This is a genomic window from Paraburkholderia jirisanensis, assembly GCF_054782355.1.
Genome location: NZ_BAAGSQ010000033.1, coordinates 135,876 through 150,730, shown reverse-complemented (window position 1 = coordinate 150,730; position 14,855 = coordinate 135,876). Strand labels below are relative to the sequence as shown.

Genomic DNA, 14,855 nt, shown 5'->3' with positions numbered 1-14,855 from the left:
CTGTTCCAGGGGCTTTCGGTAGGCGGCGAGTATGGCACCAGCGCCACCTACATGAGTGAAGTCGCGCTGCAGGGGCGTCGCGGCTTTTTCGCTTCGTTCCAGTACGTGACGTTGATCGGCGGCCAGTTGTGCGCGCTGCTGGTGCTGGTGATCCTGCAGCAGACGCTCAGCAACGACGAGCTGAAGGCATGGGGCTGGCGTATTCCGTTCGTGGTCGGCGCCGTCGCCGCGCTGGTCGCGCTGTATCTGCGCAAGTCGCTCGACGAAACGTCGAGTGCCGCGACCCGCCAGCGCAGCGATGCAGGCACGCTGGCCGGCATGTGGAAACACAAGAAGGCGTTCATGACGGTGGTGGGTTTCACCGCCGGCGGCTCGCTGATCTTCTATACGTTCACGACGTATATGCAGAAGTATCTGGTGAACACCGCGCACATGAATGCGAAAACCGCGAGCAGCGTGATGACCGTTGCGCTGCTGGTTTATATGCTGATGCAGCCGCTGTTCGGCGCACTGTCCGATCGCATCGGCCGGCGCCAGTCGATGATCCTGTTCGGCCTGTTCGCGACGATCGGCACGGTGCCGCTGCTGCATGCGCTGAAGGACGTGACGAGTCCGGTCGCCGCGTTCGTGCTGGTCGTGATCGCGCTGGCGATCGTCAGTTTTTACACGTCGATCAGCGGGCTGATCAAGGCCGAGATGTTCCCGCCGGAAGTGCGCGCGCTGGGCGTCGGCTTGTCGTATGCGGTGGCCAATGCGATCTTCGGCGGCTCGGCCGAGTATGTCGCGCTGTGGCTCAAGCAGGCAGGCAACGAATCGATGTTCTACTGGTATGTAACGGTGCTGTGCGCGATTGCGGGCATCGTGTCGTTCCGTATGCGCGATCCTTCGAAGGTAGGGTATTTGCGCGACGTGCCGTGATGGCGAGGGCGACGCGCAGCGAAGCTTGATTGCGCGCGCCTGGGTCGCGACGCAGCAACGCGAGAACGGCGGCCATGGGATACCCCGGGCCGCCGTTTTTCTGAGCAACACGTCGTGCAAACCACGCGTACGTCGCTACGCCGTGGTTCAACCTACCGGCGTCTCACCTTCGCCCGATTTCTTTCCTGGCTTGTCCGCGGGCGATTGCTTGCGGCCTTCATCGTGCCGCTCGGGCATTTTGCTTTTCTCGTTGTCGCTGTGCGCGGGCTGCTGCGGATGTTCGAGGTCCGCGTCGGACTGCTTCGTCGATCCAGTCGATTCGCTCATTTTGCATTGCTCCCTGATGGTCTGAATGCTTTACAGCGAGCAAACAGCGCGCCCGATGCGGTGCGAAGCGAATCGTGTCCGGGTACCGCATGCAGTAACAAGCGGGGGCATGCCGCGACGTAGCAGGCACGCGCGTGCGAATCCGCGCTATTTTCCCGACACCACCAGCTTCAGCTTGTTCGCGCCGGCAGTGGTCGCCGTGATTTGCGTGCGTTGCGCGCGTTCGCCCAGGTAGAAGTGCTGGCGCGGCGGCGAATTGACGTCGTGGGTGGCATCGGGCAGGCAAGCGGCGATGTCGGCGGCGACCGCCTGCAATGCTGTGGCGCTCGAACCGGCGTCACCATGCGGCGTCCATGTGCACTGGTAGCTGGCGCGCGTCGCGCTGCAGCTGGCGTCGTCGCCGTACGGTTGCGCGACGCCGCGGCCGTCTTCGGGTGCGAGCTGGGTGAAACCGCTGGGTGCCGCCGCGACGATGCGTTTGAGTGCCGCGCAGGGGCTGGGCGCATCGTCGGCGTGGGCGGCGCCGGCCGGCAACGCGAGGGTGGCAATCGACGCCAGCGATGCCGCCGCAAAATGGGTAAAGCTGAAAAAGCGACTGTGTTTCATGAGCGCCTCCGTCGGGTCTGCTGCGCGGCTGTGCTGGAGCGCGGCTGCGCAGTGAGTGCAGCAGTCTTCAGCAACAAACTTGCCCGCTCGTTGGCAAGCGCATGTGCTGCTGCAACTACGCATCACACGCATCACACGCATCACACGCATCACACGCACAGCACACCTACCGCCGCCAGCCCCCCGCGCTACGCCTGACTCCCCGCAACTGGCTCTTCTTCGCGCTCGAGCGAGCGCGTACGCTTCAAATCCGGAAAGAGTCGCATCCAGATCAGCGCGACCGCGATCGTCGCAATTCCCCCCGCCAGCACGGCGGGCCGCGCGCCCCACCAGCCGGCCGTGACGCCCGATTCGAATTCGCCCAGCTGATTCGACGTGCCGATAAACAGCGAATTGACCGCGCTGACGCGGCCGAGCATCTCGTCGGGCGTGCGCAACTGCACGAGCGACAGCCGCACGACCACGCTGATCACATCGGATGCGCCGAGCACCATCAGCGCAAGCAGCGACACGATGTACTGATGCGACAGCCCGAACACCGCGGTAGCGACGCCGAACACCACGACGCCACAGAACATCGCGAAGCCAGGGCGGCTTTTCAGCGGGAAATGCGCGAGCCAGATCGTGCCGGCCAGCGCGCCCACTGCCGACGCCGAGCGCAACAGCCCAAGGCCGAGCGGGCCGGTGTTCAGGAAGTCGCGTGCGAACACCGGCAACAGCGCGGTAGCGCCGCCAAACAGCACAGCGAACAGATCGAGCGACAGCGCGCCGAGAATCACCGGTTCGCGGAAGATAAAACGGATACCGGAGAACACCGATTCGAGCGTCACGGGGGCGCGCGACGCAGGCTTCGCGACCAACGGAATACTCCACACCAGCAGCGCGGAGGCCGCAAACGTGATGGTGCATGCGAGGTACGCAGGTGCGGCGCCGACGCCGTACAGCAGGCCGCCGAGGGCCGGGCCGGCGATCTGCGCGGCCTGGTTCGCGGAGGTCGACCACGCGGTCGCGCGCGGCAACTGCGCACGCGACACGACGCCGGGCAGCAACGACGACATGGCGGGCGATTCGAACGCGCGCGCCGCGCCGACACAGGCGGCCAGCGCATAGATGATCGGCGCATCGAGCCAGCCGCCGTACGTACCGAGCGCGAATAACCCGGCCGCCGCGCATTCGATGGTCTGGCACACCGCCGCGATGCGGCGCCGGTCGTAGCGATCGGCAACGTGGCCGACGACGAGCGTCAGCACGAACATCGGCAGGAACTGCGCGAGACCGACGAGGCCGAGTGCAAATGCGCTATGCGTGAGTGCGTAGATATGCCAGCCGATCGCAACGGCGAGCATCTGAAACGACAGCGACGACAGCACGCGCGTGCACCAGAAACGCTGGAACGCGCCGCTGATCGGGCCGTCGCTTATGGCCAGGTTGGCCGGCTCTGCGCGATCGGGCCGGTCGTCAGCCGTGCTGGCCGCAGCCGCCGCGCTGACCGCGTGTGCGGCGGTTAAAGGGGGATTGCTGTTGACGTTGCTGTGCGCCGAACGTTCGGCTGGCTGGTCGTTCATTATCTCTGTTGTGCGACGGGCAGGGCACCGGGGGCGGCACCGGGGGCGGCACTGCAGGCAGGCCGCGCTGGACCGCATTGGGCCATGGCGCGGCGCGCAACGCAAGAGCAGGCTGCTGCCGACCCAGCGGCAAAAGCCGAAATTCTAGTGCATGCGGCGGGCGCCCGTCGCTAGCCGGCGGAGCAATCGAAGCCCGCCGGCAGGTCAGGCGCGTATTACTGAGCCTGTACCTTCTGCGGCTTGGCCGGCTTGTCGACCTTGCTGTACTCGAACGCCGGCGTGGCTTTCAGCGCATCTTTGGTGGCGCCGGCCAGATAGAAATTGCCGTCGCGGATCTCGAACGCGCCGATCGGCACGGCGACGTTATGCGTTTTCACACCGAGAAAGCCGCCGGTCGAGATGATCGCGGCCGACAGCGAAGCGTCCGGGGCGATCACGAGGTCGAAAATCGAGCCGATCTTTTCGTTCGAGTCGTTGTAAACCGGCTTGCCGAGAATCGCCTTCTTCGCGCTCCAGCCCTGCAGCAATGCCTGCGACTGCGCGACCGTCACGCCGAGCGGCTGGGTGCCGGCAACCTGCGCGTAAGCGCTACCAGCCGTCGCGGCAAGCACGGCGGCGGCCAGAACCGCCCGATGAAACACTTTCATATTCACTCCTTTTGATAAGCCCGAATGGGCGGAAAGCAGTTCGCGTACCAATCTACGCGCAAACCCCTAGGTAAAAACCCTTATATGAGATAAAATGCGCCGATACGCCGTTCCAACTTCGAGAAAGATCATGCCGCACCGGTATCAAGTTATTGAAAAGATTGCATTTTCACTGGTCTGCCTGTCCGCTGCCCTGTGTTCGTCGTTCATCGCGTACGAGAACAGCCCCGATCTGCAAAACGCGGTCAAGGCGACTAAAAGCATGAACTGGGTCGCCGACTACTCGGCCGTTTGCGTGGCGCCCACCACCACGCCCTGCGAGCAGTTTCCCGGCGATTAAGCGGCAACCAGGCGGCAACCCAGGCGGCAACACGCTGTGAGAATCCAGATGCGCCGCCTGCCGCTGCGGCTGTCGCGGCTTCTCTCAGCTTCTCGCGACTTTTCTCAGCTTCTCGCGGCTTCGCCTGGTAGCTTTCTTCCGCTTCAGCCGCAACGATCTACGCGCGCCGCAATGGCACACCCTGCGCCCGCGAGCGCGGCGCTACGCCGTGCCGCTCGGCTCTCTCGAAAGCACGATCACCGCACGCAGGAACGCCCCGTAACGGCACACGTATATCCACTTCCAGCCGTTGCGCCGACTCGCGCCCCGATTCATGCAATCCGCTACCGTACACGCTCAGCCGCGATCTTGCAGTGATGGTCCGGGCAAGCACCTGCGTGAAGCTCCGCTGGAAACCACTGCGAAGTGCGTTGTGTCGCAAAGGCGGCCGGACGCGCAGGTCGATCGCGCGGCATACCGCTCGAGCCTCGAGCGGTATGCATGGCCCGGCACGCAGGCGATCGCGCTGCGCGCGTTACTCGCTGACAGCAATGCCTTTTTTCTTCGCGAGCTGCTGCGCCATCGCATAGTGATGCTCGATGGTCGGCAGTGCGTTTTTCGCGGTCTTCTTCAGGCTGGCATCCTGACCGTTGTCAGCTTCGTCCTGGAATGCGGCAATCGCTTCCTTGTGGCCCTGCACCCCGAGCTTGCTGATGTACGCGGAATCGAAGTCGGCACCCTTGAGCGGCTTCAGGCTGTCGAGGGCGGCGCTGTCCGGACCTTTCGGCAGGTCGGTGCCGCGCGGCACGGCCATTTTCAGTTGCGCGGCAAGCTTCGTGTGGTCCGCGATCATGTGGCTCGCGAACATCTTTACGTCCTTGTCGCTCGATTGATGCAGCGCGAGCTTCGCTGCATCGATTTCGGTCGTGCCTGCGGTCGCTGCAGTTTGTACGAATTTCTGGTCGGTGTCGGACAAGGGCGCGCCGCCGGCCGGTGCCGACGAGCCTTGCGCGAACGCTAGCGAAGCAATGGGCGCGAGCGGGGCGGTGCACAGTGCCGCGACCAGCGCAGCGGAGTAGCGAAGCTTCATGAATCCTCCATCGTGTTGGGGTTGAGCGGATGGCGCAGCGATGCGCCGTCTCGATGTCGGGTCAGCAAGTGCTGTACCGCTCGCACGACAGATGAGCGAGGTCGTGGCGCGCATGAAAAAGCCAGAGCGCCGCCCGCGGCCGCTCTGGCTTCACGACGCGCATCAGCGCCGGACATCAGCCTCGCAGATCAGCGCCGCAATTCCCCACGACCGCCCTCGAGCGCATCGCCCATTTCGCCGAGCGGATCGTGCAGCACCGCGCGTTGACCACCCCAGTACGGCTCGCTGCCGTAGTAATCGTGGATCGACGCTGCCCATCCTGCATCGGCCATCACGGGCCAATGGTCTTTATCGAATCCCGGCGCGTCCTTCAGATGCTGCGATGACACGCCAAGCACGAAGCATTTGCGATCGGTATCGAGCGTCAGCGCATTCCATGGGACCGCGTAAAGCCGGTCGCCGACGCCGAGAAAACCGCCGCTCGACAGCACTGCATACGCAACCTGGCCCGTGCGTATGTCGAGCATGATGTCCTTCACCTTGCCGATCTCGTGGCCGTCGGTGCTGAGCACCTTGTTGCCGTCGAGCGTGGCGGCGGCCATCACGTCAGGGCCTGGGCCCTGCGCGGTCGCCGCGCCCTTGCCGACGATCCGCGCGCCTTGCGTGCGGGTGCGGGTGGTTGTCTGGTCAAGCGTGGTCATGATGGACCTCCGTGGTCGTTATGCGGCTGCGATTGAGTCGATGACGAATGTCGTGCCATGGATCGATCTCCTTCGCTTCAATGAAGACGTGGCTTGGAAGAAGGGCGTTGCGCAATGGAAGGGCTCGCAGGCTGCGCGGCGCGCGCGTCGGGTTCGGCGGGCGCGTTGCGCGGCAGCGTAGTGCGCTGTGAGGTGGACTGCGAAGCGGGCTTTGAAGCGGGCTTTGAAGCGGGCTTCGAAGCGGACTGCGAAGCGGACTTCGAAGCGCCCTGTGAAGCTGAAGCGCCCTTCGAAGCATGCCGCACGGCAGACTCCGCCGCATGCTGTGCCGCCGGCTGCGAGACCCCTTCAAGCGTATTAGCCAGTTCATCGCGCGACACGCTGTCGCCCCGCGTCGCGATATCGCCGAGCGACAACATGCCGACCAGCCGGCGCTGACGATCGATCACCGGCATCCTGTGCAATTGCGCGATCGACATCTGGCGCTGGATCGCGTCGACATCGTCATCGTCGAAGCACCACTCGGCGCCGTGACTCGCGACTTCGCGCACCGGCGTATCGGGCATCATGCCGACCGCCAGCGCACGCACGGTAATGTCGCGATCGGTGAGCATGCCGATCAGCCTGCGGCCGTCGCACACCGGCAGCGAGCCGACGTCGTAACGCTCCATCAGCTGCGCGGCGCGGCCGATCGTATCGGATGGCGCGACGGTGACGACGTCGCGAGACATGATTTCGTGGATGCGATTCATGCAGTCCTCCTTGTAAGTTGAAATTTCGCAAGGCCGACAAAGTTCGAGCAATGGCTGTTCCTTCACAGCGCGCAGCATGTGGGAACGGTGCGTGCACTGCCGTGAGGTCCACGGAGAAAACGCACACGCCGCCAGACCATCGCACGCATGGTGTGGGCATGCCGTGCGACGCGCGCCGTTGTCAGCACGCGACACGCACCTGCCTGCTCAACCACGCAGACGTCGTGACACGACGTGCGGTGGACGCCCGTCAACGATCGCGCAAGCGTTATGCCTGGCGAATGCGCGGGACTTCACAAGTCAGGGTGGTACACCGCGTCATATCCATCCCGCGTACAGAGCATCAGGCCTGATCGTCATTCGGATGCCGAACTATAGAGGTGTGCGATCACGCCATATCCGGATCGATCCAGATCGAGTAAAAACTGACTCGCGATGCATAAGTAATAAATGCGCAATCAAAACGCATAGGAAGTCGAATTTTCTCTATTTTTTATTGTTTCGAGACGGACTAGCCGTTTCATCCGATCTTCATTAGGATGGGTGCCAGTTCAACTGTGTCCGGCTCGCGCCGGATGTCGGCTTTCGGATGGCGTCCTCTCTGGCCGGGAAGATCGCGCGCATCGCAAGCGTGGCAATTGCCGCGCTTGTGCTCATTGCATCGGGTGCAGCGAGGGCGGCCACATCCGACGCGCCGCAAAACGCATCGACGCAAGCGCCACTGGCCGCCGCAAGTGCTGCAAGCGCATCGAACGTATCCGATCAACCGAGCTTCGCGCTCTACTACGGCGCAGACCCGCCAGTCGAGATGCTGTCTGCGTACGACGCCGCGGTGGTCGAACCGGACAGCGGTTTCGACCCGCGCGCACACCGGTTGCCGCACACCACATGGTTCGCCTATACCAGCGTCGGCGAAGTGCTGCCGTCGCGGCCGTACTACGCAGCGTTGCCGAAGGCGTGGCTCGCCGGTCACAACGAGGCATGGGCATCGCGCGTGGTCGATCAGAGCCAGCCGGGCTGGCCGGCGTTCTTCGTCGACCATGTGATCGCGCCGCTATGGGCGCGCGGTTACCGCGGCTTCTTTCTCGACACGCTCGATTCGTATCACCTCGTGGCCGGAACAGCCAACAACGCAGACGAAGCGCGCAAGCAGCAGGAAGCCGGCCTCGTCGCGGTGATCCGCGCGATCAAGGCGCGCTATCCGGACGCGAAACTGATCTTCAACCGCGGCTTCGAGATCCTGCCGCAGGTGCACGACCTCGTGTACGCAGTCGCGTTCGAATCGCTGTTCCACGGCTGGGACCAGGCGCAGCAGCGCTACACCGAAGTACCGGCGGCCGACCGCGACTGGCTGCTGGCGCAGGCGCGCACGATCCGCGACCAATACCACCTGCCGGCGATCTCGATCGACTACTGCGCGCCTGCCGACCAGCAATGCGCGCGCGATTCGATCGACAAGATCCGCGCGCTCGGCATCGTGCCGTACGTCACCGACGGCGGCCTGCAGACGATGGGCGTAGGCCTCGCGCAACCCGTCAAACGACGCATCCTGCTGGTACAGGATCCACCGCCGCGCACGTCGCTCAACACCTCGGCGGGGCTACGCTATCTGGCGATGCCGCTCAACTATCTGGGCTACACGATCGACTACCAGGACGTGCGCGATCCGCTGCCGCAAGGCGATCTGTCGAAGCGCTATGCCGGCATCGTGCTGTGGCTGAACAACGAAGTGCCGCGTCAGAACGAATACCGCCGGTGGCTCGAAGCGCAGGTCGACGCGGGCATCCCGCTCGCGGTGTTCACATCGTTCGGCATACAGATCGATGCGCAGCTCGCGCACAAGCTCGCTCTGCAAACCGTGGACGGCGCGCCGGCAGGGCGGCTCGCGGTCGAGTCGTACGACGCGAAGCTGATGGGCTTCGAGATGAAGCCGCAGCCCGATCCGCACGACTACACGCCGGTGCGCGCGGGTCCTGGCAGCCGCTCGCTGTTGAGGCTGCGCGCGGGCAGCTTCGAGATCGACGGCGCCGCGCTGACGCCATGGGGCGGCTACGCGATGCGGCCGTTCGGCGTGTTCGATCTCGGCGCAGTCAACCAGGCGCGCTGGGTGCTGCAGCCGATCGCGTTCCTGCGCGCCGCGTTACGCCTGCCATCCGACATGCCCGTGCCCGACACGACCACCGAAAACGGCCGGCGCCTCGCGATGTCGCATATCGACGGCGACGGCTTCGCGTCGCGCGCCGAGTTCCGCGACAGCGCGCAGCCGAACACCGATGCGCAGCCGGAGTTCTCCGGCGACGTGCTGTACCGCGTGCTGCGCGACACCGGCATGCCGACCACGGTGTCGCTGATCGAAGGCGAGGTCACCGACGACGGCCCGTACCGCAAGATCGCGCCGCGGCTGCGCGAGATAGGCCGGCAGATCTTCGCGCTGCCGAACGTCGAAGTCGCGACGCACACATACACGCATCCGCTGCAGTGGATGCGCATCACGGGTCTCGGCGATCCGGATTCGAAAGACGTGACCACCGAAGGCGGCGGCGCGGCGAACACTTCGGGGCTATCGATCGACATACCGGGTTACCGCTTTTCGATCGACCGCGAAGTGGGCGGCTCGATCCGTTACCTCGACACACACGTTGCGCCCACAACCAAGCCGGTGAAGATGGTGCTGTGGAGCGGCGACTGCCAGGTGCCGGCGCCGGTGCTGAAAGCGGCATACCAGGCCGGCGTGCTGAACATGAACGGCGGCGACACGGTGATCACGAAGTCCTATCCGAGCTGGACCGCGATCGCACCGCTCGGCGTGCGCAAGGACGGCTACTACCAGGTGTTCGCGCCGAACCAGAACGAAGAGCTTTACACCGATCTGTGGCACGGGCCGTACTACGGCTTTTCGCGGCTGCTCGAAACACTCGATATGACCGACAAGCCGATCCGCTTCAAGCCGATCGACGTCTATTACCACATGTTCACCGGCACCAAATACGCCGGTGTGCACGCGTTGCAGCAGGTGCTCGATGCGGTACTGAAGCAATCGGTGACGCCGGTGTTCACGTCCGACTATGCGCAGAGCGTGCTCGACTGGGAAGACACCAGCATCGCGCGCGACGGCGCGTTCTGGGTAGTGCGCAACGGCGGCGATCTGCGCACCGTGCGCTTGCCGACGGGCAAGGCGCCGGACCTGTCGAACGCACAGGGCGTAGCCGGTTATCTCGCGGGGCCGGGCGGTACCTATGTGCATCTGACCGGCAGCGCCGCGCGCTTCACGGTGATCGACGCGGCACGCGCGCCACACGTGCCGCATCTCGCCGATGCGAACGGCCGCCTCGAACATTTCGCGCGCGACGCGAACGGATTCTCTTTCGACCTGCGCGCGCTGGTCGCGCCGCAGTTCCGGCTGGCCGACGCAGGCGCATGCCGCGTCAGCCGGCGCACGCTGTCGGGCTATCCGTACGGATTACATGTCGACGTCTCCTGCGCCTCCTGAACGGCAGCGGCTGTTTTCGCCGGCTGTCCTCGTGCTGCTCGGTGCGTTTGTCGCGCTGATGCTGGCGCTCGCCTTTCCGCGCGGGAGGCTGGAGGCGCGTCTGCTGGACGGCAGCAACGTCGACGGGCTGACGATCGCGTATCTGGAAGCATGGCTGCGCGTCGACCCGGACAATTCGGACGTGCTGTCCGAGCTCACGCGCGAGTATCTGAAGGGGCAGCGCATCAGCGACGCCGAACGGATTCTCGAGCGGCTTGGCCGTTCTCGCGAGCCGGGCGCGGCGCAAGCGGCGCTGGCGATCCGGCTGTCGATCGCGCAGCAGCGCCTCTACGCGCTGCAGCCGTCGGACCCGGCGCGCGCGGCGCGCATTGCGCAACTCGATGCGCTGCTGAACGACGCCGCGGGCTACCCGTGGGACCTGGAACAGCTGAAGGCGCTCGCGCGCGAGGCACGCGGCCTGAACGACGGCGCGCTGGCGAGCCGCTTCTATGCGCAGTTGATCGCGCGCGATCCCGATGACGCGCAGCAATGGCGTATTGCGAGCGCCGAGGTGGAGCTGGGCAACGGCCACTACCAGGCCGCCGCCGACGCATGGTTTGCCGCGCAGGCGCAGGCCGCCACGCGTGACGAGCGGCGCACGCTGTTCCTGTCGGCGCTACGCGCGTTGCAGGCGGGCAATTTGCTGCCGCAGGCGCTCGCGGCGGCCGAGCGCAATCTCGGCGAGCTCGCGAACGATGCGCCGACGCTGCGCTATCTGGCGAATCTGGCGATGGCCGCGGGCCGGCCGGATATTGCGCAGCGTTATGCGCAGCGTCTGCTGCAGCTGTCGCAACGCGAACGTGAACGTGGCGTTAGCGAAGTTGCCGTGCATGAAGATGCGGTGCGGACGACGCGTGATGAACCCGACGAAGGTTCCGGGCATATCGAAAGGGCTGCGTTCCGTGTCGAACGCGCGGCGTATCCGTTGCGGCCGCAACGTTTCGGCGTGCGCGTGATGCGCGTTTCGGCAAGCGACGACGGGAGCGACGCGCGCGTGCCGCGAGCCGAACCGGCCACGCATCATGCAGGGGTTGCGCAGGCAACGACCATGGCTACGCCGGCGATAGCAACAACGACGCGACGCGCGATGCCTGCGCCGATCATGCTGGCAGCCACGCCCAACCCGACGCCCAACCCGACGCCCAACCCGACGCCGGCCCCGCAGGCAGCCACACCAAAAGCCGCCTCCGCCCCCGACGCCCCGGTGCCCCCCAACACCGCCGACGAAGACCTCGCCTACCGCGTGTTCCTCGCCAACGGCAACGTCGCCGAAGCGCAACGCGTCGCGCAGCGCGCGCTCGACAAGGCGCCGGACTCGGACCTCTGGCGCGGCCGTCTCGCGCAAGTGGCCGAATGGAACCATCAGCCCGACGTTGCACTGCGCAACTGGCTGGCGCTCGCGCAATCGCGCGGCGACGACGCGTCGTGGCAGCAGGTCGCGCGCCTTGCACCAGGCCTGAACGACGACGCCGCACTGCTCGCGGTACTGATCTACCAGGCGGACCGCGACCGCGGCAACCTGAAGCTGATCGACGGCGTAGTCGCGGCCTACGAGCGCCGCGCCGACCCGGACGCCGGCCTGCGCTTTCTCGCCGCCCGCGAACAGGGCGCGTTGCGCCGTCCGCTGCTGGAACGCTACGCGGCGCTCGCCGAGCGCAAAGGCGACGACGACCTCGCGCTGCGCACCTGGCAGCAGCTGCAACGCGAATACGGCCCCAACGCCGGCTACAGCCTGAAGATCGCGACGATGCTGTATGCGCGCACGCAGTTCCGCGGCGCGCTCGCCGCGATGCAGCAGGGCGAGCGTGCGCCGGGCCGGCGCGATGCCGACTTCTGGCGTTTCTACGCGCTGCTCGGCTCGCTCGACCAGCAGCCGCCGGCCGCTCGCGCGGGCTATCGCGGCCTGATCGAAAGCGGTTCAGCCAACGCGGACGACTACGACGTGATGATCGGCTTTTTCAACGATTCGCCGATCGATGCCGGGCGGCTGGCCGAGCTCGCGTATCGCGAACGCGGCCAGGTGCGCATGCTGCAACAGGCGCTGTCGAACGATATGCGCGCGCATGCGTGGGGGCGCATCGATGCACTGCTGGGATCGCTCACACCGCAGCAGCGCGCGACGGCCGAGCAATCCGCGCCGTTTCTGCTGGTGCGCGCCGACTACCGGCGCCAGAGGGGCGATATCGCGGGCGCGAGCGCCGACATCCGGCGCGCGGTGGCGCTCGCACCGGACTATCCGGACGCGCAGGCCGCCTACGTATGGAATCTGGTCGATAGCGGCAGCAGCGCGGAACTGCGCCGCACGCTGCGCCGTTTTGCCAGCAGTGCGGCCGGTACGCCCGCGCTGTGGGCACCCTATGGCGCGGCCTATATGCGCCTGGGCGATGGCCGCCACGCGTTGCATTATCTGCATCTGCAGGCGGCTGCATCGCGTCGCGACCCGCTGTGGCGGCTCGCCTGGGCCGACGCGCTCGACCTGAACGGCCGCAGCGACGATGCATGGACGCTGCGCCGCCAGGTGTGGCTCGAACTTGCGCGGCAACGCCGCGACCCGCGCGCAGCGCCGCTGCCGCCGGCCGAAGCGGACGATCTGCGCGGCCGCATGGTTGCGTTGACGCAGAGCTTCGCGGGTGGCGACGTATCGCGCGCGGTGCTGATCGAAATGTTGCGCGCGGACCGCAGGCAGGCGAATGGCGCGAATGGCAGCGGCACAGACAGCAGCGGCACAGACAGCAGCGGCGCGAACGGCAGCGGTGCGAACGGCAGCGGTGCGAACGCCAGCGGCGCGAACGCCAGCGGTGCCAACGCCAGCAGTGCGGACAGCAGTGGCACAGACGCGAATGGCACGAACGACAGCGGCACGCGCGTAGCACGACGCGATGCTAACGCCGCCGCAGCAGCATCCGCACCCGAAGCCCGTTCCGAACTCGGCGACCTGAGCGAATTCCGCAAGCTGCCCGCAGCGACCCAGCAATCGTTGCGTAAGCAACAAGTGGTGTACTCGGCGATCGCCCGCGAAGCGGCGGTCTCATGGGCGCAAAACGAAGAAGAGAGCGATCTCGAGCGCGCATGGCTCGCGAAGCTGTACACAGACAGCAGCACGCGTCCGGTGTACGCAGAAGCGCAGCTCGCGATCAACGATGGCGATGTGAACACGCTCGAACGTCTGCTCGACGATCTGCCCGACCAGGTGCCGCGCCAGAACAAGGTCGACGCGGAAGCACTCACCGGCCGCTACGCCGCGGCACAAAGCGACGCATTCGATTCGCTGACGCGCCTGCCCGACGACGAGGTGATGCAAAGCCAGTTGCGCGAGCAACTATTGCGCAGCGAGCAAACGATTGCGGCCGCGCTGCGCTACGTCGACCAGGGGCCACTGCGCTTCACCGAGGAAACCGTCAGCGGCGGCGTGCGGCTGACGCCGTCGCAGGGGCTGCAGTTCCGTTATCGCGAACGCGACCAGTGGGCAGATGCCGGTTCGCTGCCGAACGTGCCGAAGCACGACCGGCTGTTCGAAGGGCTATACCAGCATCGCGGCCAGTACGACGACGAACGGCTGTCGGTGGGGCGGCGCGACGCACTCGAGGATTTCACGACTGCGCGTCTCGAAGGCGATTACCAGTGGACGCCATCGCTGACGCTGACCTACGCGTTCGGCTACAACCAGCCGGCGAGCGAAACCACGCAACTGCAGGTAGGCGGCACCAAAGACCTCGCGTCAGCCGGCTTCACCTACCGGTTCGATCCGCACTGGTTCGCCGGCGGCCGCTACGAATATGCGCGCTTCCATGGCCAGGACCGTTCGACGCTCGGCGACGGGCATCTGGTCGAGTTCAATGCCGGCTACAAGTTCAAGGTCGATTACCCGGACTACACGGTGCGCGTCGTGCTGTCGCACGGGCAGTACAACGCGACCGGCACGCCGGGCGAAGCGTTGCGTCAGCTGCTGCCGGCCGGCACGCCGTTTACCGCTGCTTCGTTCATGCCGCAGACCTTCACGCAAGGCGGCCTGCTGTTCTCGTTCGGCGACGACCTGCCGGAGACGTACAGCAAAGGCTGGCGTCCGATGTTCACCGCCGGCCCGTTGCGCGATTCGCGCGCCGGCTGGTCCGGCGAAGTGGTGCTGGGCGCAGCCGGCAGCGTGTTCGGCAACGACCAGGCGGTGGTGTATGCGTCGTATCTCGGCGTGTCGTCGACCCGCTCGACGTCGGTGAAGGAGGTTGGCGTGCGCTACCGATGGCTTTACTGAGCGCAACAGCAAACTCAAAAGCGAACTCAAAAGCAAACCCGAAAAAACTGAACCCAGCACTCGAACTGCTTGAACGGGAGAATCAAATGGACCGAACCCAAGTCCCGCACGATCATCGGATGCCATGCGCGGCCGACTCTATGGCCAACGAC

10 protein-coding genes and 1 pseudogene are annotated in these 14,855 nt (G+C 65.7%); 4 read left to right on the top strand and 7 right to left on the bottom strand.

What is annotated here, in order from left to right:
* The coding region (locus tag ACYVNQ_RS32760; protein WP_460908920.1) for an MFS transporter at positions 1 to 918 on the top strand (918 nt) is incomplete at its 5' end.
* Between the two features lie 147 nt (positions 919 to 1,065).
* On the opposite strand, the gene ACYVNQ_RS32755 is transcribed toward ACYVNQ_RS32760, so the two are convergent.
* From ACYVNQ_RS32755 to ACYVNQ_RS32740, 4 genes are all read right to left on the bottom strand, one after another.
* Positions 1,066 to 1,245: a hypothetical protein gene (locus ACYVNQ_RS32755; RefSeq protein WP_460908918.1), complete on the bottom strand. Its 180-nt coding sequence runs from the start codon at positions 1,243 to 1,245 to the stop codon at positions 1,066 to 1,068.
* A gap of 147 nt (positions 1,246 to 1,392) precedes the next feature.
* Entirely contained in the window at positions 1,393 to 1,851 is a 459-nt protein-coding gene (locus tag ACYVNQ_RS32750; protein ID WP_460908916.1) for a hypothetical protein, read from the bottom strand.
* Between the two features lie 188 nt (positions 1,852 to 2,039).
* Complete coding sequence (locus ACYVNQ_RS32745) at positions 2,040 to 3,416, bottom strand: MFS transporter (RefSeq protein ID WP_460908914.1); 1,377 nt, start codon at positions 3,414 to 3,416, stop codon at positions 2,040 to 2,042.
* 215 nt (positions 3,417 to 3,631) lie between these two features.
* A complete protein-coding gene (locus ACYVNQ_RS32740; protein ID WP_460908912.1) occupies positions 3,632 to 4,063 on the bottom strand; it encodes a PRC-barrel domain-containing protein in 432 nt (143 codons plus the stop codon).
* Positions 4,064 to 4,193: 130 nt separating this feature from the next.
* Here ACYVNQ_RS32740 and ACYVNQ_RS32735 point away from each other — a divergent pair, with 130 nt between their 5' ends.
* The gene (locus ACYVNQ_RS32735; RefSeq protein ID WP_460908910.1) at positions 4,194 to 4,403 is read left to right on the top strand and encodes a hypothetical protein; all 210 of its coding nucleotides are present in this window, start codon (positions 4,194 to 4,196) and stop codon (positions 4,401 to 4,403) included.
* 514 nt (positions 4,404 to 4,917) lie between these two features.
* Here ACYVNQ_RS32735 and ACYVNQ_RS32730 read toward each other — a convergent pair.
* From ACYVNQ_RS32730 to ACYVNQ_RS32720, 3 genes and pseudogenes are all read right to left on the bottom strand, one after another.
* Complete coding sequence (locus ACYVNQ_RS32730) at positions 4,918 to 5,472, bottom strand: DUF4142 domain-containing protein (protein ID WP_460908908.1); 555 nt, start codon at positions 5,470 to 5,472, stop codon at positions 4,918 to 4,920.
* 188 nt (positions 5,473 to 5,660) lie between these two features.
* A complete protein-coding gene (locus tag ACYVNQ_RS32725) occupies positions 5,661 to 6,173 on the bottom strand; it encodes a PRC-barrel domain-containing protein (RefSeq protein ID WP_460908906.1) in 513 nt (170 codons plus the stop codon).
* A gap of 332 nt (positions 6,174 to 6,505) precedes the next feature.
* Positions 6,506 to 6,925: pseudogene (locus tag ACYVNQ_RS32720) on the bottom strand (CBS domain-containing protein); the annotation flags it as partial.
* A 589-nt stretch (positions 6,926 to 7,514) separates the two neighbouring features.
* On the opposite strand from ACYVNQ_RS32720, the gene ACYVNQ_RS32715 reads away from it, so the two are divergent.
* The gene (locus ACYVNQ_RS32715; protein WP_460908904.1) at positions 7,515 to 10,415 is read left to right on the top strand and encodes a bifunctional glycoside hydrolase 114/ polysaccharide deacetylase family protein; all 2,901 of its coding nucleotides are present in this window, start codon (positions 7,515 to 7,517) and stop codon (positions 10,413 to 10,415) included.
* On the top strand, positions 10,390 to 14,703 hold the full coding sequence (locus ACYVNQ_RS32710; RefSeq protein WP_460908902.1) for a tetratricopeptide repeat protein: 4,314 nt from the start codon (positions 10,390 to 10,392) through the stop codon (positions 14,701 to 14,703). Before ACYVNQ_RS32715 ends, ACYVNQ_RS32710 begins: the two co-directional genes overlap by 26 nt.
* Positions 14,704 to 14,855 lie beyond the last annotated feature (152 nt).

Coding starts and splice junctions, on each gene's coding strand:
- ACYVNQ_RS32755 (WP_460908918.1), bottom strand. CDS start 1,245: ATGAGCGAATCGACTGGATCGACGAAGCAGTCCGACGCGGACCTCGAA.
- ACYVNQ_RS32750 (WP_460908916.1), bottom strand. CDS start 1,851: ATGAAACACAGTCGCTTTTTCAGCTTTACCCATTTTGCGGCGGCATCG.
- ACYVNQ_RS32745 (WP_460908914.1), bottom strand. CDS start 3,416: ATGAACGACCAGCCAGCCGAACGTTCGGCGCACAGCAACGTCAACAGC.
- ACYVNQ_RS32740 (WP_460908912.1), bottom strand. CDS start 4,063: ATGAAAGTGTTTCATCGGGCGGTTCTGGCCGCCGCCGTGCTTGCCGCG.
- ACYVNQ_RS32735 (WP_460908910.1), top strand. CDS start 4,194: ATGCCGCACCGGTATCAAGTTATTGAAAAGATTGCATTTTCACTGGTC.
- ACYVNQ_RS32730 (WP_460908908.1), bottom strand. CDS start 5,472: ATGAAGCTTCGCTACTCCGCTGCGCTGGTCGCGGCACTGTGCACCGCC.
- ACYVNQ_RS32725 (WP_460908906.1), bottom strand. CDS start 6,173: ATGACCACGCTTGACCAGACAACCACCCGCACCCGCACGCAAGGCGCG.
- ACYVNQ_RS32715 (WP_460908904.1), top strand. CDS start 7,515: ATGGCGTCCTCTCTGGCCGGGAAGATCGCGCGCATCGCAAGCGTGGCA.
- ACYVNQ_RS32710 (WP_460908902.1), top strand. CDS start 10,390: ATGTCGACGTCTCCTGCGCCTCCTGAACGGCAGCGGCTGTTTTCGCCG.